This is a genomic window from Paracoccus ravus (assembly GCF_004522175.1).
Classification (GTDB): Bacteria; Pseudomonadota; Alphaproteobacteria; order Rhodobacterales; family Rhodobacteraceae; genus Paracoccus; species Paracoccus ravus.
Genome location: NZ_SDEB01000002.1, coordinates 250,751 through 275,981 on the forward strand (window position 1 = coordinate 250,751; position 25,231 = coordinate 275,981).

Annotated in this window: 22 protein-coding genes; 5 read left to right on the plus strand and 17 right to left on the minus strand. The window is 64.6% G+C overall.

Annotation, left to right across the window (positions count from 1 at the left end):
* The first annotated feature begins 18 nt into the window (after positions 1-18).
* From ESZ60_RS03100 to ureG, 3 genes are read left to right on the plus strand one after another with little or no spacing between them, the layout of a single operon-like run.
* Positions 19-489, plus strand: a complete 471-nt coding sequence (locus ESZ60_RS03100; RefSeq protein WP_134678941.1) for an urease accessory protein UreE — start codon at positions 19-21, stop codon at positions 487-489.
* Positions 486-1,115: an urease accessory protein UreF gene (locus ESZ60_RS03105; RefSeq protein ID WP_167620045.1), complete on the plus strand. Its 630-nt coding sequence runs from the start codon at positions 486-488 to the stop codon at positions 1,113-1,115. Before ESZ60_RS03100 ends, ESZ60_RS03105 begins: the two co-directional genes overlap by 4 nt.
* Positions 1,112-1,738 (plus strand): urease accessory protein UreG, encoded by a 627-nt coding sequence (gene ureG / locus ESZ60_RS03110; protein WP_134678943.1) that lies wholly within the window; start codon positions 1,112-1,114, stop codon positions 1,736-1,738. Before ESZ60_RS03105 ends, ureG begins: the two co-directional genes overlap by 4 nt.
* Positions 1,739-1,740: 2 nt before the next feature.
* Here the strand turns inward: ureG and ESZ60_RS03115 are convergent, their stop codons facing one another.
* The 8 genes from ESZ60_RS03115 to guaB all read right to left on the minus strand — a co-directional run bounded on the left by ESZ60_RS03115 (position 1,741) and on the right by guaB (position 11,903).
* A complete protein-coding gene (locus tag ESZ60_RS03115; RefSeq protein ID WP_134678944.1) occupies positions 1,741-2,535 on the minus strand; it encodes a class II glutamine amidotransferase in 795 nt (264 codons plus the stop codon).
* Between the two features lie 65 nt (positions 2,536-2,600).
* Complete coding sequence (locus ESZ60_RS03120) at positions 2,601-2,891, minus strand: DUF1330 domain-containing protein (RefSeq protein ID WP_134678945.1); 291 nt, start codon at positions 2,889-2,891, stop codon at positions 2,601-2,603.
* Positions 2,888-5,545: an alanine--tRNA ligase gene (gene alaS, locus ESZ60_RS03125; RefSeq protein ID WP_134678946.1), complete on the minus strand. Its 2,658-nt coding sequence runs from the start codon at positions 5,543-5,545 to the stop codon at positions 2,888-2,890. The genes ESZ60_RS03120 and alaS overlap by 4 nt, the downstream gene beginning before the upstream one ends.
* 180 nt (positions 5,546-5,725) lie before the next feature.
* Complete coding sequence (locus ESZ60_RS03130) at positions 5,726-7,681, minus strand: ATP-binding protein (protein WP_245155554.1); 1,956 nt, start codon at positions 7,679-7,681, stop codon at positions 5,726-5,728.
* A gap of 152 nt (positions 7,682-7,833) precedes the next feature.
* Positions 7,834-8,982, minus strand: a complete 1,149-nt coding sequence (locus ESZ60_RS03135; protein ID WP_134678948.1) for an RsmB/NOP family class I SAM-dependent RNA methyltransferase — start codon at positions 8,980-8,982, stop codon at positions 7,834-7,836.
* Positions 8,983-9,048: 66 nt separating this feature from the next.
* Positions 9,049-9,846, minus strand: a complete 798-nt coding sequence (locus ESZ60_RS03140) for a lysozyme family protein (protein ID WP_134678949.1) — start codon at positions 9,844-9,846, stop codon at positions 9,049-9,051.
* 122 nt (positions 9,847-9,968) lie between these two features.
* Positions 9,969-10,427, minus strand: coding sequence for a hypothetical protein (locus tag ESZ60_RS03145; RefSeq protein ID WP_245155555.1), 459 nt, complete (start codon positions 10,425-10,427; stop codon positions 9,969-9,971).
* Between the two features lie 27 nt (positions 10,428-10,454).
* A complete protein-coding gene (gene guaB, locus ESZ60_RS03150; protein ID WP_134678950.1) occupies positions 10,455-11,903 on the minus strand; it encodes an IMP dehydrogenase in 1,449 nt (482 codons plus the stop codon).
* Positions 11,904-12,153: 250 nt separating this feature from the next.
* Here guaB and ESZ60_RS03155 point away from each other — a divergent pair, with 250 nt between their 5' ends.
* On the plus strand, positions 12,154-13,308 hold the full coding sequence (locus ESZ60_RS03155) for an OmpP1/FadL family transporter (RefSeq protein WP_134678951.1): 1,155 nt from the start codon (positions 12,154-12,156) through the stop codon (positions 13,306-13,308).
* A 50-nt stretch (positions 13,309-13,358) separates the two neighbouring features.
* Here ESZ60_RS03155 and murD read toward each other — a convergent pair whose 3' ends face one another.
* The 9 genes from murD to ESZ60_RS03200 form a co-directional block, all read right to left on the minus strand.
* Positions 13,359-14,759, minus strand: coding sequence for a UDP-N-acetylmuramoyl-L-alanine--D-glutamate ligase (gene murD, locus ESZ60_RS03160; protein WP_134678952.1), 1,401 nt, complete (start codon positions 14,757-14,759; stop codon positions 13,359-13,361).
* 87 nt (positions 14,760-14,846) lie between these two features.
* Positions 14,847-15,929, minus strand: coding sequence for a phospho-N-acetylmuramoyl-pentapeptide-transferase (mraY, locus tag ESZ60_RS03165; RefSeq protein WP_134678953.1), 1,083 nt, complete (start codon positions 15,927-15,929; stop codon positions 14,847-14,849).
* Positions 15,929-17,314, minus strand: a complete 1,386-nt coding sequence (locus tag ESZ60_RS03170) for a UDP-N-acetylmuramoyl-tripeptide--D-alanyl-D-alanine ligase (protein ID WP_134678954.1) — start codon at positions 17,312-17,314, stop codon at positions 15,929-15,931. The genes mraY and ESZ60_RS03170 overlap by 1 nt, the downstream gene beginning before the upstream one ends.
* Positions 17,311-18,780, minus strand: coding sequence for a UDP-N-acetylmuramoyl-L-alanyl-D-glutamate--2,6-diaminopimelate ligase (locus ESZ60_RS03175; RefSeq protein WP_134679014.1), 1,470 nt, complete (start codon positions 18,778-18,780; stop codon positions 17,311-17,313). Before ESZ60_RS03175 ends, ESZ60_RS03170 begins: the two co-directional genes overlap by 4 nt.
* A 29-nt stretch (positions 18,781-18,809) precedes the next feature.
* Entirely contained in the window at positions 18,810-20,615 is a 1,806-nt protein-coding gene (locus tag ESZ60_RS03180; RefSeq protein ID WP_134678955.1) for a peptidoglycan D,D-transpeptidase FtsI family protein, read from the minus strand.
* Entirely contained in the window at positions 20,612-21,022 is a 411-nt protein-coding gene (gene ftsL / locus ESZ60_RS03185) for a cell division protein FtsL (RefSeq protein ID WP_134678956.1), read from the minus strand. Before ftsL ends, ESZ60_RS03180 begins: the two co-directional genes overlap by 4 nt.
* Positions 21,022-21,996: a 16S rRNA (cytosine(1402)-N(4))-methyltransferase RsmH gene (gene rsmH, locus ESZ60_RS03190; protein WP_134678957.1), complete on the minus strand. Its 975-nt coding sequence runs from the start codon at positions 21,994-21,996 to the stop codon at positions 21,022-21,024. Before rsmH ends, ftsL begins: the two co-directional genes overlap by 1 nt.
* 1 nt (position 21,997) lies before the next feature.
* A complete protein-coding gene (gene mraZ, locus ESZ60_RS03195; RefSeq protein WP_134678958.1) occupies positions 21,998-22,507 on the minus strand; it encodes a division/cell wall cluster transcriptional repressor MraZ in 510 nt (169 codons plus the stop codon).
* A gap of 676 nt (positions 22,508-23,183) precedes the next feature.
* Positions 23,184-24,299, minus strand: a complete 1,116-nt coding sequence (locus ESZ60_RS03200) for an Mrp/NBP35 family ATP-binding protein (protein WP_134678959.1) — start codon at positions 24,297-24,299, stop codon at positions 23,184-23,186.
* Between the two features lie 320 nt (positions 24,300-24,619).
* On the opposite strand from ESZ60_RS03200, the gene ESZ60_RS03205 reads away from it, so the two are divergent.
* Complete coding sequence (locus tag ESZ60_RS03205; protein ID WP_134678960.1) at positions 24,620-24,847, plus strand: DUF1127 domain-containing protein; 228 nt, start codon at positions 24,620-24,622, stop codon at positions 24,845-24,847.
* Positions 24,848-25,231: the final 384 nt, after the last annotated feature.

Below are 25,231 nucleotides of genomic sequence, written 5' to 3' on the forward strand. Positions count from 1 at the left end.
CCTCGCGGGGGTGCGTCGATGAACGCGCCCCTGACCGTCCTGCGCGCGACGGAAATCCTGCGCGCGACCCCTGCCGACGATGCCGTGGTTCTGGATTACGAGGGCCGCTTTTTGCGTCGCAAGCGCCTGACCTCGCGCGGCGGGTTGTCCTTCATGGTCGATCTGCCCGAGACCGTCAGCCTTGATCCCGGCGACGCCTTCCGCCTGACCGATGGCCGGTTGATCGGCGTTATCGCCGCGATGGAACCATGTCTACGCGTCGAAGGGCCCCTGCCCCGCCTGGCATGGCATATCGGCAACCGCCACACCCCCTGCCAGATCGCCGACGCTCACCTGCTGATCCGCGCCGACCATGTGCTGGAAGGCATGTTGCGCGGCCTTGGCGCGACCGTCACGGCGACCATGGCCCCCTTCGCCCCCGAGGGCGGCGCCTATGGCCATGGCCGCACCATGGGCCATGACCACGGCCCCGGCTTCCATTCGCACTGATGCTGTCGCGTCTGACCCTGATCCAATGGCTTTCCCCGGCCTTTCCGACCGGGGGGTTTGCCTATTCGCATGGTCTTGAACAGGCCATGGTCGATGGAGCGCGGGATGCCGATGCGGTTGTCGCTTGGGTCTCGGACGTGCTGCGCCGAGGGGGCGGATGGACCGATGCGGTTTTGCTTTCCCTGACGCTGCGCGGCGAGGATGCCGATGAGTTGTCCGAACTCGCCCGCGCACAGGCCGGATCGGCAGAGCGCCTGACCGAGACCATGGATCAGGGCCGTGCCTTTGCCCAGACAGTCGAGGCGCTGACCGGCTCATCCCAGCCGCCACGCCCCCTGCCCGTCGCGGTTGGCTTTTCGGCGCGCGGCTTGGACCTGCCCGCCGACGATGTCATCTCGCATTACTTGCATGCCTTCGCTGCGAATCTCATCTCGGCGGCGACGCGGTTCCTGCCCTTGGGACAGGCGCAGGGGCAAAAGGCGCTGGCCGCCTTGCATCCGGTGATCGCCGAAACCGCCGCCCGCGCCCTGACCGCTGAGCGCGACTCGCTTGAAACCGGTTGCTTTGGCGCCGATCTTGCCGCCATGCGGCACGAAACTTTGGACGTAAGGATTTTCCGCACATGAGCCATAACGGCCCCCTGCGCGTCGGCATCGGCGGCCCCGTCGGCGCGGGCAAAACCACCCTGACCGAGCAGCTCGCCCGCGCCCTTGCCCCTCGCCTGTCGATGGCGGTCATCACCAATGACATCTATACCCGCGAAGACGCCGAGGCCCTGATGCGCGCCCAAGTCCTGCCGATCGACCGCATCCGCGGTGTCGAGACCGGTGGCTGCCCCCACACCGCCATTCGCGAGGATGCCAGCATCAACCTCGCCGCCGTTGCCGATCTGCGCGCGGCCCATCCCGGTCTAGAGCTGATCCTGATCGAATCGGGCGGCGACAATCTGGCCGCGACCTTCAGTCCGGAACTTGCCGACCTGACGATCTATGTCATCGACACCGCCGCCGGTCAGGACATCCCGCGAAAGCGCGGGCCGGGGCTGGCGCGATCCGACCTGCTGGTGGTGAACAAGACCGACCTCGCGCCCCATGTCGGCGTCGATGTCGAGCTGCTGCAAAGCGATGCGAGGGTCGCCCGCGGCGAGCGCCCCTTCGTCATGGCGCAACTGCGTCACGGCAAGGGCATTGCCGAGATTGTGGATTTTCTTGTGCGCGAGGGCGGGCTGACGCTTTCCGAACCTGTCTGACCTCAGGCCGCCAATTGCGCCTCATTCGGCACAAACGGTGTCACGACCAGATCCGCCCCGTCAAAGACGCAGAAGCTTTGGGGCGGAACTTCTAACCAATCCGTCTCATCCGTCTCAAGCGGTTCTGACACCACTGCCCGACCACCGCGCGTATCCGACCAGCGATGGAATAAGGTCGGCGCTTGGTTGTCGCTGGCATAGCGCAGGGCATAAAGCCTTTGCCCATCGGAAAAGGCTGCAGTCAGGCGGACATGCGGCGCTTCGCCTTTCTGCCGAGCCAAAGCCTCGAAGCGCGCCGTGGCGACGGCCATCGCACGGGCGGGATCGCTGTCCATCCCCTCGCCCAAAGCCATCAAGAACAACGCCTCGCTATCGGTCGCGCCTTTACGATGCGCGTAGTATTCGTCGGGGATCAACACCTCTGCATGGCGGCGATAGCGGTCATAGCCGCCAAACTGGCCATTATGCATGAAGCTCCACTTGCCGACGACGAAGGGGTGGCAATTGTTGCGGCTGGTCGCAGTGCCGGTCGAGGCCCGGACATGGGCCAGAAACAGATGCGATTTCAGCGTGGCGGTCAGGCTGCGCAAGTTGCTGTCCGACCATGCGGGCATGATGTCGCGGTAAAGCCCCGGCTCTTCGCGCTCGCCATACCACGCCATGCCGAAACCATCAGCATTGACCGGCGTATGGCAGCGCGTCGCGCCCTGGCTTTGCCGGACCAGCGAATGGCCGGGCCGGCAGATCACGTCCTCAAGAAAGATCGGACTGCCGATATAGGCTGCCCAGCGACACATGCCTGTCCCCTTTCGTGCTTTTTCTGAAGCTTGGCACGAAAAGCTTGAGGAATCACCAATTAGTCTTAGGCCGGGTTTTCCTCGACGATCACAAGATCGCGTTCCGCGGCACCTTTGGCGAATTCGAGGGCAGCCTGATATTCAGGTGAATGATAGCAGGCAACCGCATCTTCGACGCTGGGGAAACGCGCGACGACATTGCGGGCGCGCTCATTCCCTTCAAGCTGCACATAGCGCGAGCCACGCGCGAGGAAAGCCCCGCCATGCGCGGCGATGGCTGGCCCGGCCAGCTTGGCATATTCGCCATAGCTGTCGGGATTGGTCACGTTGACATGGGCAATCCAAAGCGCGGTCATGCTTTCTCTCCGATCAGGGTCTCGATGGCGGAAATGGCGCTGTCGGCGGCGTCGAGGCTGGGCGCACCGCCCTGTGCGCGGTCGGGACGGCCACCGCCGCCCTTGCCGCCAAGCGCTGCGGTCGCGGCCTGCACCAGTTCGACAGCCGTGACGCGGGAGGTCAGGTCAGGCGTGACACCCGCCGCGACGGTGGCCTTGCCATCGGCCTCGGCCAGAACGACCACGGCACCCGAGCCAAGCTGGGCTTTCATCTCATCGACCAGCGGGCCGAGTTCCTTGCCCGAGACGCCCTCGACGCGACGGGCGATCAGCTTGATGCCGTTGATTTCCTTGGGGGCTTCATCGGAACCCCCGCCCATCGCCAGTTGGCGCTTGAGTTGCGCTACCTCATTGGCCAGCGCCTTGCGCTCATCCGCCAGTGCGCGGACCTTGTTCACCACGTCGCCGGCCTGCGCCTTGACGATGCCCGCGACCTCGGCCAGTTCGCCATCGACGCGACGCAGCGCGTCCATCGCCGCCTGACCGGTCAGCGCCTCGATCCGGCGAATGCCGGCGGCGGAAGCGGTTTCCGAGGTCAGCGCGAACATGCCGATATCGCCGGTGCGCCCGACATGGGTGCCGCCGCAAAGCTCCAGCGAATAGGTCTTGCCGCTCACGCCTTTGCCCGAACCGGTCAACTCGCCCATCGAAACGACGCGTACTTCGTCGCCGTATTTCTCCCCGAACAAAGCCTGCGCGCCAAGACCGCGGGCATCGTCCGGGGTCATGATGCGGGTCTCGACCGGGCTGTTCTGGCGGATGAAGTCGTTTACCTCACGCTCGACCTGCGCGATCTCTTCGCTGGTCAGAGCCTTGGTGTGGCTGAAGTCAAAGCGCAGACGGTCCGGCGCGTTCAAGCTGCCGCGCTGTGCGACATGCTCACCCAGCGCGCGGCGGAGCGCCTCGTGCAGCAGGTGCGTGGCCGAGTGATTCGCCCGGATCGCGCCACGGCGGTCGTGATCGACGGCCAATTGCGCGCCCTGACCACGGCTGATCGTCCCCAATGTGACCTCGGCGACGTGGAAGAACAGGCCACCCGATTTCTTGGTGTCGGTCACGCGGGCCGCGCCGGTCTCGGTTTTGATCAGACCCGTATCGCCGACTTGGCCGCCGGATTCGCCATAAAACGGCGTCTGGTTGACGACGATCTGGATCTGCTGGCCTTCAGTCGCGGCCTCGATCGCTGCGCCATCCTGCACGAGGGCAAGGATCTGGCCTTCGCTTTCCTCGGTGTCATAGCCAAGGAATTCGGTCGCGCCGTGCTCTTCGGCAAGGTCGAACCAGATCGCGGCATCCTTCGTCTCACCCGAGCCGGCCCAAGCGGCGCGGGCCTTGGCCTTCTGTTCCGCCATAGCGGTGTCGAAGCCTTCGGTGTCAACCGCGCGGCCCTTTTCGCGCAGCGCATCCTGCGTCAGGTCCAGCGGGAAACCGTAGGTGTCGTAAAGCTTAAAGGCCGCCTCGCCGGGCAGGTTCGCCCCTTCGGGAAGGCGCGACAGCTCGTCATCCAGCAGACGTAGACCGCGATCCAGCGTCTGCTTGAAGCGGGTTTCTTCCAGCTTCAGGGTTTCTTCGATCAGCGCCTGCGCGCGGCCAAGCTCGGGATAAGCGGCGCCCATCTCGCGCACCAGCGCGGGGACCAGCTTAAACATGACCGGATCTTTCGCACCCAGAATATGGGCGTGACGCATGGCGCGGCGCATGATGCGGCGCAGCACATACCCACGGCCCTCGTTCGACGGCATCACGCCATCCGCGATCAGGAACGAGGTCGAGCGCAGGTGGTCGGCGATCACGCGGTGATGCACCTTGCCCGGACCATCGGGATCATTCGAGGTCGCATGCGCCGAGGCCTCGATCAGGCTGCGCATCAGGTCGGTATCATAGTTGTCGTGCTTGCCTTGCAGCAGCGCGCCGATCCGCTCGAGCCCCATGCCGGTATCGATCGACTGCATGTCGAGGGCGCGCATCGAGCCATCCTCGAACTGCTCGTTCTGCATGAAGACGAGGTTCCAGATCTCGATGAAGCGATCGCCATCCTCGTCCGCCGAACCGGGCGGGCCACCCCAGATCTTGTCGCCGTGATCGTAGAAGATCTCGGTGCAGGGGCCGCAGGGACCGGTCGGGCCCATCTGCCAGAAGTTGTCACTCGTCGGGATGCGGATGATGCGGTCGTCGGAAAGGCCCGCGACCTTCTTCCAGATATCGGCGGCCTCGTCATCGGTGTGATAGACAGTGACCAGGAGCTTGTCCTTGGGAATGCCGAAATCCTTGGTCAGCAGTTCCCAAGCATAGGGGATCGCCTGCGTCTTGAAATAATCGCCGAAGCTGAAGTTCCCCAGCATCTCGAAGAAAGTATGGTGGCGCGCGGTATAGCCGACATTGTCGAGGTCGTTGTGCTTGCCGCCGGCGCGCACGCATTTCTGCGCGGTGGTGGCGCGGTTGTAATCTCGGGTCTCGACCCCGGTGAACAGGTTCTTGAACTGGACCATGCCCGAGTTGGTGAACATCAGGGTGGGGTCGTTGCGCGGAACAAGCGGGCTCGACTCGACGACACGGTGGCCGTTGCGTTCAAAGAAGTTCAGAAAGGTCGAGCGGATTTCGTTCAAACTGGGCATGTCGGGCCTTCATCGCAAAACGGTTGCGTCCTGTCCGGCCAGAACCGGGTTGCCGCCCGGTCTAGCCCCAGCCATTGCGGCTGTCCAGCAATCCACGGCATTTTGCCCGCAAATTGGCGGTCCTGCGCAGCGCAAGGGGTCAGGCCCTGATCGAGGCGCGCGCCTGTCTGCCCGCCACCGTCAGCCCGGCGCGTTGCGAAGCTCGGAGGCCGAGGGTTGCCCTGCGCTCCAAGGCGGCATTTCGAGCTGTCGCGCCACGAGCGCGGTCAGATCCGAAAGCGAAAAGGGTTTGGCCAGAAAGGCCGCGTCGGGCTGCGCGCCGAAGCTTTCCGAAAATACGTCCTCGGTATAGCCCGACATGTAGATGACGCGCGCGTCCGGCCGGTTGCGCAGGGCCGTTCTGACCCAGGCGGGTCCGTCCATGCCGGGCATGATCACATCCGTCACGAAAACATCGACATGCAGGCGATCATCGGCCAGGAGTTCCAGCGCATCCTCGGCGCAGCAGGCCTCGATCACGTTGAAGCCCTGCAGTTTCAGGGCCCGGCTCGCAAAGGCCCGAACGGGGGCTTCGTCCTCGACCAGAAGCACCGTCGCCTCGGCATCTGGGCGAAGCGCGGCGCTGGCCTTTTCCGGCTCGTCGCCAAGGCTCTGGGAAACCCGGTCATGCGCCGGAAAATAGAGCGAAAACGTCGTCCCCTCGCCCAGGACACTGTCGCAGAAGATATAGCCGCCGGTCTGCTTCACTATTCCGTAAGCCGTGGACAGGCCCAGTCCGGTGCCTTCGCCGGTCCGCTTGGTGGTAAAGAAGGGCTCAAAGATCTTGCTGCGGTCGTGCTCGGCAATGCCGCAGCCGTGATCCTTGACCCGCACCATGACATATTCTCCGGCAGGCAGCGTGACCCGCCCGACCTGACTGGGCTGGCTGGAATTGAAATTCGCGGTCGTCACGACGACATCCCCGCCCGCAGGCATGGCGTCCCGCGCATTGACCACGAGGTTCATGATCACCTGCTCGAACTGGCGCTTGTCGGCGCGGACCATCCGCAGCGAGGGGTCGTGATCGAAGGTCAGGGTGATATGCTCGCCGACCAGCCGGTTCAGCAGATGGGTCAGTTCCGACAGCGTGTCGCGCAAGTCCATGATCTGCGGCTTCAGCGTCTGTTTGCGCGAAAAGGCCAGCAGCTGCCGGACAAGTGCCGCCGCACGATTGGCATTCTGGCTGATCTGGTCCAGATCCGAGAAATCGGGATCCGCCTTGTCGCGCCGCAGCATCAAGAGGTCGCAATGCCCCGATATGGCCGTCAGCAAATTGTTGAAATCATGCGCGATGCCGCCCGCGAGCTGGCCGATGGCCTGCATTTTCTGACTTTGGACGAATTGTGCCTCGAGTGTCTTCAGCGCGCTGGCATCCGACAAGATCGCCGTGACGCGCCCGCCCGCGATGCGCGTCAGATTGACCTGCACGAAGCGATCCGTCTCGCCTCCTTTCAGGTGCAGAACCTCGGATCCCCCGGCCATGCGGCCCTCGGAGATATCCTCGACCCAATCCCGCAGATCGCGGCCGAGACCGTCGAGGAACAGGGTCAGCGACTGTTCCGCGCGCACCGGACCCAGCAAGCTGCGCGCCGCATCATTCGCATAGATGATCGCCGCCCTGCGGTCCAATGTCACAATCGCCACAGGCAAGGCGTCGATGGCATCGACCGGTTCGAGCACGACCGGCACGACATCGGGCGCGGGCTCGGCCTGCCAGAGTTGAAGCGGGGCGCGCCCGGCGCGCAGGATCTGGAACCGGCCGTAATCGCCCAAATCCACCCGCGCCTGCCCCAACCTTGCCAGAGCACGGCAAATCTCTTGGCGAATGACCGCAGGATCGGCATGGGCGACACCCAGTATCCGCTCGATGCTCTTGCCACGAAGATCCCCGAGCAAATCGCGCGACGCGGCGCTTTGCATCAGGATTTCGCCTGTCCTGCCGGCGACGAGGGTGACCCCAAGCTGCAATTCCGGTCGCTTTCCCAGGCGTCTGAGGGCAAGCCAATCGCCCCAGATCTCGGGGAGAGGCGCGAGCTTCCTGACGGCAAAGAGCATCAGCAAGGCGCTGCATCCGGCGAATCCGGCCCAGATCATCATGCCCGCATGCCCCGTATCGCAAGACAGCCCCTTGGCCTCGGCATGACTGCCGACCGTCCCAAATTCCCGTTCCGCACACCCGACGTCGTCACAAGCCTTGCCATTCATTCCCCGCGCATCGCCTCTGTAAGGCTGCGGGGGTTAAGCACAGGTTAACGGCGTCGCATGACCGCGACGAAAAACCCGTCCGAGGCATCGAGTGGCGTGAAAATCTGCTGCATGACCGGCTCGAACGCCGCTTGCGCAAGGAACGCAGCGACTTGGTCCTGGTTTTCCTCGCGCAGCAGCGAGCAGGTCATATAGGCAAGATGCCCACCTGCCGCGACATGTCCGGCGGCTTCTGACATGATCCGCGCCTGCAGCCCCAGCAGATCCTGAAAGCCCTGTGCGGTCAGACGCCATTTCGCATCGGGCGTGCGCCGCCAGGTGCCGCTTCCCGAACAGGGGACATCGGCCAGCACCAGATCGAAATCCCCCAGCACCTGGCCCGGCTTGGCGATCTCGATGCGCGCCCTTGCCCGTTTCGCCCGGGCAGGCAGATCGCGCATCCGGTCATGATTCGCGTCATGGGCGATGATCTTCGCCCCGCCCCGCGCCGCGAGCGCGAGGGACTTGCCGCCGCCGCCGGCGCAGAAATCCAGTACCGTCGCGGCCTGGGGAAGCTCTGCGCAAGCGAGCTGCGGCGACAGATCCTGCAACTCGACCATGCCTTCGAGATAGGCCCGCGACGAAGCGATCCGCCGCGCCCCCGCGCGCACGCAAAGGGCCGATGGCAGATCACGGCTGGGCTCGGCCTCGATCCCCTCTTCGGCCAGGCAACGCTGGGTGGAAGCGGTATCGGCGAGTCGCGTGTTGATCCGCAGCCAGACCGGAGCCCGCTCGCGCATCGCGCGTGCGATCGGCCCGGCCTGCTCGCCCAAAGCCATGCGCCAACTTGGCAAAAGCCATCCCGGCAGGTCCAGCGCCTCGTCATCATCGGGCTGCCGGCCTCCGGTCAATTCGCTGTCGGCCAGCGGATCGGGACCGTGCCCGGAGCCCGAAAAGATCAGGGCGGGGTCCAGACCTTCCTCGCGGCACATGCCGAGGATGAGACCACGTCCGCTCAGCGCACCGCCCAGAGCGGCCCGGCTGTCGCGGCACCGCAAGGCATCGAAGACCAGATCCCGGACAGCGGCGCGGTCGCCAGAGCCGGCAAAGCGGCTCGCGCGCGACCAGCGCAGCAGCGCGGCTTCGGCGGGCTCGCCAGAGAGGATCTGATCAAGCACGGTTATTGCGGCCTGTGCACGCGCGGCAGGGGTCATTCGAGTCACTATTCCTTGGGGCGGGTCCCAAAAATGCGCTGCGCCCGCCAATGTCAATCCTTCGCCTCAGGGCGGCACGGGGGGATCCTGCCCCGCGGCGCCCAGCAATGGCCCCTGCGCGCGGGTGAAAAGCAGCGGGCCGCGTGCGGCGGTCAAAGGCGAACCGCGCCCGGACCCGATCGCGGCCAGCGAGCCCGCCGCGCCCGTGGGCTTGGTCCCCAGAGGGGCCCCAAGCAATGTCAGACGCTCTCTGACCCGCAGGCGCTGCGCCGAATCGACCGAGGCGAAGCTGTTATATGTCCCCGGCGGCTCGTGCATCCTGTCGAAACCGCGCGATATCAACGAAGCGTGGATCGCGTCGAACCGGGCAAGATAGCGCTCGGCATGGCGTCTTGTCCGCGAATGGAACATGCCAGCGGCCCGCCGCCAATCACCGCTTTCAGCACGGAGATCGCGCAGGAATCTCGCGGCGTAACGGGCCGATTCCAGCGGATCGAACATCCGCTCGACCGAGGTAAAATTTTCGCCATGCCAGCGATAGTTCAACTGGAAGCAGCCGATATCCAGATTCGTGACGCCCTGCGCAAGCCGGTCACGCGCATAGGTCAGGGCCGCCAGGGCATCATCGAACCATGTCCCCTCGCCCTCGGAATTGACGCTCCAGGCCCAGGGGCGGACGGTGCCCCCATGCCTGCGCCCAGTTTCTGTCAGGGTCAGCGCGCCCAGAATATCGGGCGGAACTCCGGTTTCATGCGCGGCCTGAATGGCGGCCCATTCGCAGATCTCGGCCGCGGCCATCGCCTCGGCGCGGCCAGCCGTGCCGGCAAGCGCCAGAACAACGCCCAATGTCAGAAAAATGCGCATGCCCCGCCATTCGCAACCTGCGCATCAGGCTATGCCGGGACGATTAATTTTCGGTTTCGGGTGAAGCCGGTCGCGGGAGGGGGCGAAGTGGCGCGCCGCCCCGCCCCGGTTCATGCCGAAAATCAGCCGCAATCGATGTTGTAGATGTTGCCCGACGCATCGAGGCGGAAGACGATACGCAAAGGGTTGTATTCCTGCGATTCGATCCCGCGATACTCGACGACGCGATATTCGCGCGTGATGCCCAGACCAGGGATCACGGAGCCCGGCTGACCCAGGGCTGCGACATAGTCCTTGGCGTGGCAGGCATCCGGCTCTCGCGATTCGAGGCCCGACACCCCGGCGACGGGAGTGACGGGAATCGGCTGAACGGCCGGGATCGGCTCGGGCACCGGTGCCGGAGCGCAGGCGGCAAGAGAGACCAATAGGGCAAGGGCGGAAAAGGCTGGTTTCATCAAGTTCATCCGGGTCGGTTTGAAAAGCATCCGCATATCATAGGCGACGATGCCGGTGATGAGAAGCAACGGACGCGCGAGCATGCCCGCAAGAAAACGGCCCGGCCCCTCTCGGGTCCGGGCCATCTCAAACCATTCGTTCAGCTCTTCGCTTCAGCCCAGACGGTAGTTCGGGCTTTCGCGGGTGATCTGCACGTCATGGACATGGCTTTCCTTGAGCCCCGCGCCCGTGATGCGGACAAACTCGCAGCCGCCCCGCATCTCGGCCACGGTTGCATTGCCGGTATAGCCCATGGCCGCGCGCAGGCCGCCCACGAGTTGATGAATGACTGCGGCCGCCGAGCCCTTGTAAGGCACCTGCCCCTCGATCCCCTCGGGGACCAGCTTGTCCGAGGCCGCGTCCTTTTGGAAATAGCGATCGGCGGAACCCCGCGCCATGGCGCCAAGGCTGCCCATGCCGCGATAGGATTTGAAGCTGCGGCCCTGATAAAGGATCACCTCACCGGGGCTTTCATCGGTCCCCGCAATAGCCGAGCCGACCATGGCGCAGCTTGCGCCCGCGGCAATGGCCTTGGCGAAATCGCCCGAAAACTTGATCCCGCCATCGGCGATGACCGGAATATCGCCCGCCCCCGAGACGGCATCCATGATCGCGGTCAGTTGCGGAACTCCGACGCCGGCCACGATCCGGGTCGTGCAGATCGAACCCGGCCCGATCCCGACCTTGATCGCATCCGCGCCCGCGTCGATCAGCGCCTTGGCGGCAGCGGCGGTTGCCACATTGCCCGCGACGACCTGCACCTCGTTCGAGAAGGACTTGATCCGGGACACGGCCTTGGCCACGCCTTCGGAATGGCCATGCGCGGTGTCGATCACGACCATGTCCACGCCAGCCTCGACCAGCGCGACGCTGCGCTCATAGCCTTCCTCGCCCACGGTCGAGGCGGCGGCCACACGCAGCCGGCCCAGATCGTCCTTGCAGGCCAGCGGGTTCAGGACCGATTGCTCGGTATCCTTGAGGGTCAGCAGGCCCGTCAGGCGGCCCTCGCCATTGGTGATCAGGAGCTTCTCGATACGGCGCGCCTTCATCAGGCTGATCGCCTCGGCCCGGTCGGCGGGCTCGCGCAGGACAGCCAGATTGTCGCCGGTCATCACGGCATGGACCGGGGTGCGGTCGTCGCTGGCGAAGCGCATGTCCCGATTGGTGATAATGCCAAGAACGCGGCCCGCTTCATCGACGACCGGGAAGCCGGTGACATTGTAACGCGCCTGCAGGGCCTTGGCATCGGCGATGGTCTGGTCGGGGCGCAAGGTGATCGGGTCATAGACAATGCCCGATTCGAAACGCTTGACGCGGCGAACCTCGTCGGCCTGCTGCTCGGCGGTCAGGTTGCGGTGGATCACGCCGATCCCGCCCGCCTGGGCCATGGCAATCGCCATACGGCTTTCGGTCACCGTATCCATGGCGCTGGAGAGCAGGGGAATGTTCATCCGGATCTGCTTGGTGACGAAAGTCGTCACATCGGCCGTCGAGGGCATCACCGAGGAAGCCGCAGGTACGAGAAGAACGTCGTCGAAGGTCAGAGCCTCACGAATCTGCATGGGAGCATCCTATCAGGGGTTCGTTTGGCAGTTTCCCATTTCATGGGCCGCGGGGAATGTCCAGCCTTGCCGCGCAGCGGCGGACAGAATGTCGCTGGTCCCGCTGCTGTTGTATGCGCGCCGCAGTCCTACACGCACTGCGTGATCGGCCTTACGACGCCGCGTCAATTCACCGATAAGATTGACGCATGCAAACTCACGGCGAAAGCTTCGATTGAGTTCCCGAACGGGGCTCGAATGGGAGGATAAGATGAAAAGAACAATAACCGGGCTGGGCCTGCTGCTGGCCAGCACCGCCCCCGCCCTGGCCGGAGGGATCGAGCGCGCTCCGCAATCGCTGGCCGTGCTGTTCGAGCAGGGCAATTATGTCGAACTGAGCTTTGGTGGCGTGGACCCGACGATCCAGGGCCAGGACATCGCGGGCTATGATACCAGAGACGTGGCGCAGGGCTATGGCTTCTTCGGTCTGGCCTACAAGCACCAGTTCAACGAGAACCTCTCGGGCGCGTTCATCATGGAACAGCCCTTCGGTTCGGACCTGCTTTATCCGCAATTCGACGGTATCAGCGGCTCTCCGGTTCTCAACGGCACGCGGGTCGAGATCAATTCGACGACCTATACCGCCATCCTGCGCTACAGTTTCGACAACAATTTCTCGGTCCATGGCGGGCTGCGCGCCTCGCATGCCGACGGTCGCGTGTCGCTGGACGGGCTCGGCTATTCCTCGACCGCGGGCTATGACCTCAAGATCGACGGCGCTTGGGGCATGGGCTGGGTCGCGGGTGTCGCCTATGAGATCCCGGAATATGCCGCGCGCGTCTCGCTGACTTACAACTCGCCCATCGAACATGATTTCGACATGACGGAAAGCGGCGGCCCGCTGCCGATGACCTTCGAGGGTGAATACACGGTCAAGACCCCGCGCAGCTGGACGCTGGAAGGTCAGACCGGAATCGCCGAGGACACGCTGCTGTTCGGTTCGATCCGCTGGGTCAAATGGTCCGAGTTCAAGGTCGACAACTTCCTGTTCCCGATCACCAGCGCGAACAATCCCGCCTTGCCGCCGGGCACGGTCATTCCGCTGGTCGAGTTGGAGGATACCACGACCTACACGCTGGGCGTCGGCCGCAAGTTCACCGAGAACTGGGCCGGTTCGGTCGCGTTCAACTATGAACCGACGGTCGGCGGAAAGATCTCGCCACTCGCGCCCTATGACGGACGCAAGGGGATTCAGGTCGCGGCGATCTACACGATGGACAACATCAAGGTCACGACCGGGATCAACTACTCGAAACTGGGCGATGCCGATCTGGGCGTCGGACCCAGCGGGGCCAAGCGCGATGTCGGCGAAACCAACGATAACGAACTTTGGGGCATCGGCGTCCGCGTCGGCTATTCGTTCTGAACCCAAGACAAAGGCCCCGGAACCTCCGGGGCCTTCTCCCTTTGGTCAGGTTACGGCGTGAGGGCCTGAACCAGAGCCGCGAAATGCTCGCCCCGCTTCTCGAAATTCGGATATTGATCGAAGCTGGCGGCGGCGGGGGCCAGCAGCACCGTCTCGCCGGGCTGGGCCTCGGCACGGGCATGGGCCACGGCCTGCTCCATCGTCTCGGAGATCTCATAGGGGGTCTGGCCGATCTGCAGCGCGAAATCGCGCGCCGAATGGCCGATGAGGTAGGCCTTGACCACCTGACCCAGATGCGGGGCAAGCGCCTCGATCCCGCCCTCCTTGCCCATGCCGCCGGCGATCCAGCGAATGTTCCGGAAGGCCGTCAGCGCCTTGGCAGCGGCATCGACATTGGTCGCCTTGCTGTCATTGACCCAGCGCACGCCGTCGATCTCGGCCACGGTCTGGCTGCGATGCGGCAGGCCCGAGAAGCTCGCGAAGGCGCGCTCGATCTCGCGCGGGGCAATTCCGACGGAACGCGCGGCGGCATAGGCGGCGCAGGCATTCTGGTGGTTGTGCTCACCCGGCAGGCCCGTGACCTCGCGCAGGTCGATCGAGGCCACCTGACGGCCCTTGCGATATTCCGACAGGAACCCCTTGCGGACAAAGACCGACCAGCCGAAGCGCTCGAGCTTCTGGCCCGAGGAAATCCGGATCACCCGGTCATCCGCAGCGCTCATGGAAAGCTGGTCTGCCAGATAGCGGCCCTCGACCTCATCGACGCCGATCACGGCGCGATCCGGCCCGCCTTCGGCGAACAGGCGGCGCTTGGCCCCGAAATAGCCCCCCGGGCCACCGTGGCGGTCCAGATGATCGGGCGAAAGATTGGTAAAGACCGCGACATCGGGCGTCAGGGCACGGGCCAGGTCGGTCTGGTAGCTCGACAGTTCCAGGACAACCACCTCGCCGTCATGGGGCGGTTCCAGCGACAACACGCCGGTGCCGATATTGCCGCCCATCTGGGTCGGGCGACCCGCCTCGCGCAGGATGTGATGGACCAGCGCCGTGGTCGTGGATTTCCCGTTCGAACCGGTGATCGCGATGACCCGTGGCGCAGTGTCGAACTGGTCCCAGTCCCGTGTCGCGAAGCTGCGGAAGAACAGGCCGATGTCATTATCGACCGGCACGGCCATCTCATAGGCCTTGGCGATGACGGGATGAGGCTTGGGGTAAAGATGCGGAATGCCGGGGCTGGTGATCAGGGCCGATACGCCCTCCCAGCTTTGGTCACGGGTCAGGTCCAGCACCTTCATCCCGTCCGCCGCGGCCTGCTCGCGCGTGTCGACGCCATCATCCCAGACGACAACATGCGCGCCGCCGGCGGCAAGGGCAGCCGCGGTGGCGCGGCCGGAGCGACCAAGGCCGAGCACGGCAATGGTCTGGTTTTCGACGCCCTGAACCGGGATCATGGCACTTCCTTCATCTTGGCAAGCAGGGCGCGCAGGTCGCGCCCCCGCGGCAAGATTATTGACCCTCGAAGGAAGTTGCGAGGGGCCTCAACGCAGTTTCAGCGTGGCAAGCCCGATCAGCGCAAGGATCACCGCGATGATCCAGAAACGGATGACGATCTGCGCCTCGCCCCAGCCCTTCTTTTCGAAATGGTGGTGGATCGGGGCCATCAGAAAGACCCGCTTGCCGGTCCGCTTGAAGTAGAGCACCTGGATGATCACGGAAAGCGCCTCGACCACGAACAGACCGCCGACGATCGCCAGAACGATCTCGTGCTTGGTGACGACCGCGATCGCGCCAAGCGCGCCGCCAAGCGCCAGCGAGCCGGTATCGCCCATGAAGACGGCGGCAGGCGGGGCGTTGTACCACAGGAAGCCGAGGCCACCCCCGATCAGCGCCGAAACGAATACCGCAAGCTCACCCGTGCCCGGCACGAAATGGACGCCCAGATAATCCGCGAAATTCGCATGGCCGACCATATAGGCGATGATCGCGAACGTGCCCGCCGCGATCATCACCGGCATGATGGCCAGCCCGTCCAGACCGTCCGTCAGGTTCACCGCATTGGCCGCGCCAAGGATCACCAGCACGCAGAACGGCACATAGAGAATGCCCAGATTCAGCAAGGCGTTCTTCATGAAGGGCAAAGCCAGTTGCCCGCTCATTTCCGCGGGATGCAGATAGGCCGCAAAGCCCGCAGCCCCGGCCGAGATGCACAGCCCGATCAGCAGACGCACCCGGCCCGAAAGGCCCGCGTGATGCTGCTTGGTGACCTTGGCATAGTCATCGGCAAAGCCGATCCCGGCAAAGCCCAGCGTGACCAGCAGCACGATCCAGACATAGCCATTGTCGAGCCGCGCCCAAAGCAGCGTGCCGACGACCAGCCCGGCAAGGATCAGGAAACCGCCCATGGTCGGGGTGCCCGCCTTGGAGAAATGGTTCTGCGGCCCGTCATCGCGGATCGGCTGGCCCTTTTTCTGCTTGCGGCGCAGCAGGTCGATCAGCGGCCGCCCGAAGAAGAAACCAAAGATCAGCGCGGTAAAGAACGCGCCGCCCGCCCTGAAGGTGATATACCGGAAAAGATTGAAAAAATCTCCGCCATCAGACAGGGACGCAAGCCAATAGAGCATTACTGGTTCCTTTCGCCAGGCGGCGTGCTTTGCCGTGTCCGCCGCAGGGCGTCAACCACGGTCGAGACTTTCGAGGATTTCGAGCCCTTGACCAGCACGATATCGCCGAGCGCCACCAACTCTTCGACCCTTGCGGCGAGTTCGCTGGCATTCTCGGCATGGATGCCGCGACGGGCCTCAGGCAGCGCCTCATGCAGCGCGCGCATCAGCGGGCCTGCGGTATGGACGAGGTCGACCGCCGTCATCGAGGCATCCTCGGCCATGCCCTGATGCATGGCGCGTTCCTCGGGGCCAAGCTCCAGCATATCGCCAAGGATCGCGACGCGGCGGCCCCCGGTCAGGCGGGCCAAGGTCGCAAGCCCCGCCGAAAGCGAGGTCGGGTTCGAGTTATAGGCGTCGTCGATCAGGCGAATGCCGCCCAGTTCCTCGACCGCGCCGCGGCCCAGAACCGGACGCCACTCGCCGAGCCCCTTTGCCGCCGCCGTGAGATCGGCCCCGGCAGCGCCAAGCGCCGCCAGCACGCCAACGGCATTCATCACGAAATGCGTCCCGGCACTGGCCAGCGTGAAATCGAGCGTCTCGCCCAGCACCCGCGCGCGGACCTGCGTCACGCCGTCCACCGTCTCGGCTTTCAGCGGCTTCGCCATGCCATTTTGGCCGAAGCCGATGACGATCGCCCCGGCCTCATCGGCATAATCGCGCAGGATCGGTGTGACCGTAAGATCCTCGGGGACGACGGCCGTGCCGGGCTGCAGAAGGCCCCGGAAGATCGCGCCCTTTTCGCGTGCGATGCCCTCGATGGCGCCGAAGGCCTCAAGGTGGGCGGCAGCCACCGTCGTGATCATCGCGACATGCGGTCGCGCGAGTCGGGCCAGAGGCTCGATCTCGCCGGGATGGTTCATGCCGATCTCGATAATGGCGAAATCAGTGTCGGCGGGCATCCGCGCCAGCGTCAGCGGCACACCCCAATGGTTGTTGTAGCTCGCCTCGGCGGCATGGATCTTGCCCTGCCCCGTCAGCGCGATGCGGGCCATCTCCTTGGTCGATGTTTTGCCGACCGAGCCGGTAATGGCGATGACCTTGCCCCGCATCCGGGCGCGACCGGCGCGGCCAAGCGCCTCAAGGCCGGCCAGCACATCGGACACGACCAGCAGCGGCGCATCCTCGGGCAGTCCTTCGGGAATGCGACTGACCAAGGCAGCACCCGCGCCTTTCGCCAAGGCCTGCGCCACGAAGTCATGCCCGTCACGGGCGGCGGCAAGCGCCACGAAGAGATCGCCCGGTTGGATCGTGCGGGTATCGATCGAAACGCCACCAATGGCGAAATCGCGGGTGGCGCGCCCGCCCGTGGCGGCGGCGGCCTCGTCAGAAGTCCAAAGCGTCATATTTTGCCATCCAGTGCCGCGACGGCAACCGAGGCCTGCTCCGCGTCATCAAAGGGGTAAATGTCATTGCCGATGATCTGGCCGGTTTCGTGACCCTTGCCCGCGATCAAAAGCGCATCGCCCGGCTGCAGCGCATCGACGCCGCGCAGGATCGCCTCGGCCCGGTCGCCGACCTCAATGGCCTCAGTGCCCGCGCCCGCCATAACCTCGGCGCGGATCGCGGCAGGGTCCTCGGATCGGGGATTGTCGTCGGTGACAAAGACGATATCGGCGAATTCGCGCGCCGCCTCGCCCATCAGCGGGCGCTTCAGGCGGTCGCGGTCGCCGCCTGCGCCAAAGACCACGATAATCCGGCCCATGACATGCGGACGCAGCGATTGCAGCGCCGAGGCCAAGGCGCCCGGCTTGTGGCTGTAATCGACAAAGACAGCCGCGCCGTTTTCGCGCATGGCGGCCAGTTCCATCCGCCCGCGCACGGTGGAAAGCTGCGGCAGTGTCTCGAAGACCTGCTCGGGCGCATCGCCTGCGGCAATGACCAAGCCAGCGGCGGCCAGCACGTTCTCGGCCTGAAAACCGCCGATCAGCGCAAGCCGCACCAGGTGCGCCTGCCCCTGCCAGCTGAAGCGCAGATCCTGCCCGGTCGCGTCATAGCGCTGGCCAAGGATGCGCAGATCGGCCGCGCCGTCCCGCCCGATGGTGGTCAGGTTCAAGCCGCGCTCGCGGGCGATCTGGGCCACCTGTCGGCCGCGCGGGTCGTCGATATTGACGACCGCACCCGCACCTTCATCCAGGATATGATTGAAAAGCAATGCTTTGGCGGCAAAATACTCGTCGAAATTCTTGTGATAGTCGAGATGGTCCTGACTGAAATTGGTGAAACCACCTGCCTTCAGCCGCACCCCGTCGAGCCGCCGCTGATCAAGGCCGTGCGAACTGGCTTCCATGGCGGCATGGGTCACGCCCGCCGCCGCGGCCTCGGCCAGGACCCGGTGCAGGGTCAGGGGATCGGGCGTGGTATGGGCAAGCTTCGCCTGATAGTCGCCCTGCACGCCCATGGTGCCGAGGCTGATCGCCTTGTGGCCCAGAGCCTGCCAGATCTGGCGGGTGAAACTCGCGACCGAGGTCTTGCCGGAAGTGCCGGTTATGCCCACCATCGTCTCGGGCTGGGCGGCGAACCACAAGGCCGCAGCCCCGGCCAGCGCGGCGCGCGGGTCCTCGGCCACGACCAGAGCGGCATCCGAGGCGGCAAGCTCTGCCGCCGCGATCTCGGCCCCGCGACGGTCGGTCAGGATCGCACCCACCCCCTGCCGCAAGGCATATTGGATAAACTCGCCGCCGTGGCGGGCCGAGCCGGGCATGGCTGCGAACAGATGCCCCGGCTTCGCTTCACGGGAATCAACCGAGATCCCCGTTACCTCGGGGTCGCGCCCCTTGTCCCCTCTCAGCCCCAGAAGGGACAGTCGCATGGCCCGGTCAGTCACGGAAACCTCGTTTCTCAGTTCGAGACGAGCTTTATCCCATCCGCCAGAGGGCGTTCAACCACAGGAAGCGGGGTCTCGGTGATTGGACGCATCCCCAGAAGCGGCGCGACACGGCGGATCACCTCGCCCGCCACGGGCGCAGCCGTCATGCCTGCGGTGCGGCTTTCGCCCCCGCCCTTGACCGAGGTCGGTTCGTCGAGCGACACCACCACGACATATTTCGGATCATTGGCCGGAAAGACCGAGGCGAAGGTCGAAACCACCTTGTTGCCGTAATAGCCGCCTGTCGGGCGCGGCTTGTCGGCCGTTCCGGTCTTGCCCGCGACCTCGTATCCCTCGACATTGGCGCTGCGTCCGCTGCCCCGGACGACGACCTGGCGCAGCAACTGAACGGCGCTGCGCGCCGCTTCTGGAGACAAGACCTGATCGCCCTGACGCGCGCGGTCCCGGATCAATGTGGGCAGCACACGACGACCACCATTCGCAATGGTGGCATAGGCCGAGGCAAGGTGAAGCGGACTTGCGGCGAGACCGTGCCCGAATGCCACCGTCGCCGAAGTCACGGCCGGCCAGCGACGCGGCACCAGCGGTTTCGCGCCCGGCGCTTCGATCAGTTCGACCGGGGTCGCCTCGAAGAAGCCGAGTTTCTCCAGGAATTCCTTTTGCCGATCCGCACCCAGAAGCTGGGCCACCCGCACCGTCCCCACATTCGAGGATTTCACGATGATATCGGTGATCGAAAGCTGATTGCCGTAGTTATGGCCTCGGAACTCGTTGATCAGATATTTCCCGATCTTGAGCGGCGCTTTCGAATTGATCATGGTCGTGGGATTCACGAGCTTCAGATCCATGGCCTGCGCCACCGGAAAGATCTTGAAGGTCGAGCCCAGTTCGTACTGCCCCTGAACGGCACGGTTGAACAGCGGGCTGTCCGACGGATCACCCTTGAGCAGCGGGGCGGGACGGTGGTTCGGGTCGAAATCGGGCAGGCTCGCCATCGCGAGGATCTCGCCCGACGCCACTTCCATGACGATGCCGGTCGCACCCTTGGCGTTCATGACCTTCATGCCATTCGAGAGCACTTCCTCCATGGCGGCCTGAACGGTCAGATCCACCGAAAGGGTCAGCGGCGCGCTGTCCTTGGTCGGATCGGTAAGATATCCGTCGAAGGCCTTTTCAACGCCGCCCGTCCCAAGGATCTGCGCGCTGGCGACGCCCTCGTCGCCGAATTTCGTGCCGCCCAGAATATGGCTGGCGATCTTGCCATTGGGATAGAGCCGCATCTCGCGCGGGCCGAACAGCAGGCCGGGTTCACCGATGTCATGCACCGCCTGCATCTGTTCGGGCGAGATCGTCCTCTGGATCCACAGAAAGCTCAGCTTGCCAGAGAAATCGCGCTTGAGCCGCGCCGCGTCCAGATCGGGAAAGATCGCGGCCAGCTTCTCGGCCGCGCCTTCGGGATCGATCATCTGGCGGGGATGGGCGTAAAGCGCATAGGTCGGAAGGTTCGTCGCCAGCACCCGGCCATGCCGATCGGTGATATCGGCCCTCTGCGAGGTGATCCGGCTGGCCGAGGCCTGCGCGCGCGGCTCGCTGGGTTCGCTGGCCGCGAGCATGGCCATCCGGGTCCCCACCGTGCCAAAGGCTAGGACAAAGACCATCGCCATGAAGGTCAGCCGCCGCTCGGCCCCCTTGCGGGCGCTGTCCTGAATGGCGGCGTGCCGCAGGGCGCGGTTCTCGGCCTCGATCGCGTCGGGATTCTCGCCGGTTTCCCTGGCGCGCAGAATACGGGCAAGCGGGCGCAATGGGGTGCGGATCATGGCGTGCTCTCCTGTGGTCTGAGGGGCGGGAACCCGGCCGGCCGTTCGACCGGCGGTTCGGGCGGAACGGCGCTGCCCATGGCGGGATCGGCGAAACCGGGCATCGGCAGGCTGGGGCGGACCGCCCGATAGGCAACCTGCCGCACATCCACGAACTGTTCTGCCGTGAAGGGCACCAGCTTCAATTGCTCGATATTCAGCGAAACCAGTTCGCGCAGCCGCGCGGGGCGGTTCAGAAAGGCCCATTCGGCGCGCAAGACGCCCAGATCATCGCGCAGCGACGCAATCTCGCGCTGGACGCGCTCCATGTCGTTGAAGGCGGCCTGCGTGCGGTAGTTTTCGCGATAGGCCCAGAATGCCATCCCCATCACCGCCAATGTCGTCAGCAGGTAAAGGATCGATCGCATCACTGGCCCCTTTCACTCAGCCGTGGCAGGCCCAAAAGGTTCGGATCAACCTGCCCGGCCGGCGTTTCCGTGCGAATGCCGACACGCAGCAAGGCCGAGCGCGACCGCGGATTGGCCGCCAGTTCGGCCTCGTCAGGGCCAATGGCGCGACGGAACGGCAGCGTGAAAGCCGGCGCTTCCTGCTTGGCCTCGGGGGCATGGCGGCTGCCGCCCCCGGCACTGCCCGAGCGGGACTGCATGAAGCGTTTGACGATGCGATCCTCGAGCGAATGAAAGCTGACCACGGCGAGCTTGCCGCCCGGTTTCAGCGCGCGTTCGGCCGCGGCAAGCCCCGCGACAAGTTGGCCGAATTCATCATTGACCCAGATCCGGATCGCCTGAAACGCCCGCGTCGCCGGATGGCTCTGGCCCGGCTTGGGACGCGGCAAGCAGCCCGCGATGATCTCGGCCAACTCGCCTGTGCGGCTCAGCGGCCGCGCCGCGACGATGGCCTTGGCGATGCGGCGCGAGGCGCGCTCTTCGCCGAAAAGATACAGCACGTCCGCGATCACCGCTTCGGGCGCAGTGTTCAGGAGTTCCGCGGCAGAAGGCCCCTCGCCCCCCATCCGCATGTCCAAGGGTCCGTCGCGCAGGAAGGAAAAGCCGCGCTCGGCCTGATCCAGCTGCATCGAACTGACGCCAAGGTCCAGCACAACACCATCGACCGGCTCTGCGGCCAACTCGTCAAGCTGCGAGAAGGTGCCCTCGACCAGCGTCAGCCGGTCGCCAAACTCACCGGCCCATTCCTGCGCCATGCGAAAGACCATCGGGTCGCGGTCGATGCCGATGACGCGCGCAGCACCCTGCGCCAGCAATCCCCGCGCATAACCGCCCGCGCCGAATGTGCCATCGACCCAAACACCCGAAACCGGAGCCACGGCCCGCAAGAGAGGCCCGAGCAGAACCGAGATATGGGGATCATCCGCGCTCGACATGTCAGCCCTCGGCCCTTGGCGCGGTCGAGAGCAGCGACAGTGGGTCGGCGCCCGGTTCGAAATTGGGGACGAGGTCTTCCAGGGCGCTCTCCTGCGCTTCGTAATTGGTGGGGCTCCAGACCTTGAGGCTGTCACCCGAAGAGATGAAGAAGGCGCTGTCGGTCAGCCCGATCCGGTCGCGCAGTTTCTGCGGCAGGACGAGGCGACCGTCATTGTCGATCTCGGACTCTTCCGCATGGCCGTAATAGATGTTTTCAAGGATATTGCGCTCGGCGCTGCCGCGCGCGAGGCCCGAGATCTGCTCGTCGATCTCTTCCATCGCTTGCATGGTATAAAGCTGAAGGTGCTTCCATTCGCGGGTGCCGAAGACGATGACCAGACGGGGACGCTTGCCGGTCTCCCATGCCTCGTCGCAAGATTCGAAGACCCGGCGGAACTTGGCCGGGATCGAAACGCGACCTTTCGCGTCGACCTTGACCTCTTCGGATCCTCTGAACCTGCTGCGTGCCACTGGCCCGCGCTCCTTACCACTGTCCCGGCCATTCCGGTGTTCCGAAATGGAAAGGGCGGATCGGGCTGCTGCCACTGCCCGATCCGCCGCCCTCGTTCCCATCTCTGGGCCCCGTAGTTTCGGGGATCGTCCCCGCGTTTGCGCCACCTGGGGGAGGTGCTGCTCGCGCGCCGCGGAGGCGTTATCCGGAAGCGGGTTGCCTGTATGAAGCCTGCTTGTCGCCTTGGGATCTTGTCGTCCCGTTATGCCCGTTCCGTGAGGAAAGGGATGACATGGGATTGCATGGGACGCAATGGGTTTGTTTGGTCCGCAACCTCTCGGCGGCAGGGTTCCGCCCGGCCGAATCGCACGAAGAAAACGACACGAAAGATTCACAAAGAGAAGGTTTGGAAAATTTGGCGGATCAGACCACTAGATGTAGTAGGTAAAATAAGGTGAAGCAAAAATCCCACAAGTTTCGAGAAAGCGATCGAAAAGGGATGCCAACTTCGACAAGAGCGGCTATCAGGGCCGGCTCGCCGCGTGCGGCTTTCCTCGAATTTCCCGGAAATCACGGCTGCTCACGTCCCGGTGATTCGTGATTCCGCTCGTTTCCCGTGAATTCCCAGCCGCGCGGGAAAGAAAGAAGGGTCCGAACCGGCCCCTTGCTGCTTTTCTACTTCTGGGCGAATCGGCTTCACGCCATCCCGCCGCCGATCAGCCGCTCAGCGAGACGGGAAAACGCCTGCGCGACCGGCCCATCGGTCACCGCAACCGGCGTGCCCGCATCACCCGCCAACCGGACATCCAGATTCAGCGGGATTTCGCCCAAGAAGGGCAGGCCGATCTGCTGGGCCTCGGCCGCGACCCCGCCATGACCGAACAGATGCGCCTCATGGCCGCAATTCGGGCAGATATAGGTGGACATGTTTTCGACCAGACCCAGAACCGGGGTCTTGAGCTTGTTGAACATGTCGATGGCGCGGCGCGCATCGATCAGCGCCACGTCCTGCGGCGTCGAGACGATGATTGCCCCTGAAACCTGCGCCTTCTGGCAGAGCGACAATTGCACATCGCCCGTGCCGGGCGGCAGATCCACCAGCAGCACGTCCAGCTCGCCCCATTTCACCTGATTGAGCATCTGCTGCAGCGCGCCCATCAGCATCGGGCCGCGCCAGACGAGGGCCTCGCCCTCTTTCATCATCAGGCCGATCGACATGACCGTGACGCCATGGGCGTGCAGCGGCTCGATCATCTGGCCGTCGCTGGTCGGGCGCTGCCCGGTCAGGCCCAGCATGCGGGGCTGCGAGGGGCCGTAGATATCGGCATCGAGCAAGCCGACCCGGCGTCCGGCCTTGGCCAGCGCCACCGCGAGGTTCGAGGTCAGGGTGGATTTCCCGACCCCGCCCTTGCCCGAACCGATGGCAATGATGCGCGCCACGCCGCTGACCGGCTCGGGGCCGGCCTGCGGGGTCGGATGACGACCGATCTTGAGGCTGGGCGGCGGCTCGCCCTGACCCGAGCGGCGCGCCACCTCTGCGCCGGCGGGCGGCGCTCCGCGCGGCGCGGCGGGTGCGGTCATCACGATCTGGACTTTCTCGACGCCGGGAATGGCGCGCAAGCGGCGCTCGGCCTCGGCCTCGACCGGGGCAAGCGCCTTGGCCGCTTCCGGATTCGCGGCCTCGATCACGAAACGAACGGTTCCGCCTTCGACCGCGAGCGCCCGCACCAGATCGGCCGAGATTAGATTCCCGCCCCCCGGAACGGCGATCTGTTGCAGTTCGGACAGCACACGTTCTCGTGATATGGTCATTTCGATCCCCGGCATTCAAAGCGACCGCAGCATGTCAATTTTGGCTCCGCTCTTCAAGCACGGCCAAATCGGTCGTGATAAGCCCATGAAACCTTGGGTAACTTGCCAACTACTTTCGTCCATTTCTTGAAACTGATCGAAAGAAGTCTGAAAAAGTTAATGTTTCTAAACCGTTTGCACCGCTGTTTCTTGAAAGCTATTCGGTTTCTGCATAGCAGCATCACGCCCCTGTCTCTTGTGCATTTGCGGCGAAACGCGCATGTTCGCCCTAACAAAGCGACGGGAAAATCCGAAGCTGACAGATCGCAAGAGTGCTGGACATGGCTGTTATCGAACTGAACCAAGGCATGGCTCACAAAGCCGAAGCTGCAGAAGGTCGCTTCGGGAACCTCTTTGCCGATCTGCGCGATTACTTTGCACGCCGGTCGCTGTTCCGCCAGACCGTTCGCGAGTTGAACGACCTTTCCGGTCGCGAGCTTGCCGATCTGGGGATCAACCGGTCGATGATCCGCAGCGTGGCCTATCAGGCCGCCTGGGGGTCGAAATAAGAATTTAATACCCGACCCTCTCCTCCTCCCTTGGGTCCGGGTTCAGGCGACATCCTCTCTCCTCCTCCCTGAGGATGTCGCCGCTCCAATACCGTAAGGCCCCTCCTCCTCCCTGGGCCTTGCAGTTCAGGCGGCACCCTCCTCCTCCTCCCTGAGGGTGCCGCCGATCAGATACGGTGAAACCCCTCCTCCTCCCTGGGTTTCACGGTTACGGCGGCCTCCCCCTCCTCCTCCCTGGGGCGCCGCCACCGACACGGCGAAGCCCCTCCTCCTCCCTGGGCTTTGCGGTTCAGGCGGCACCCTCCTCCTCCTCCCTGAGGGTGCCGCCGCAAACCCCCGGTCGGAACACGGAATACGATGGCCCCTCCTCCTCCCTGGGTCATC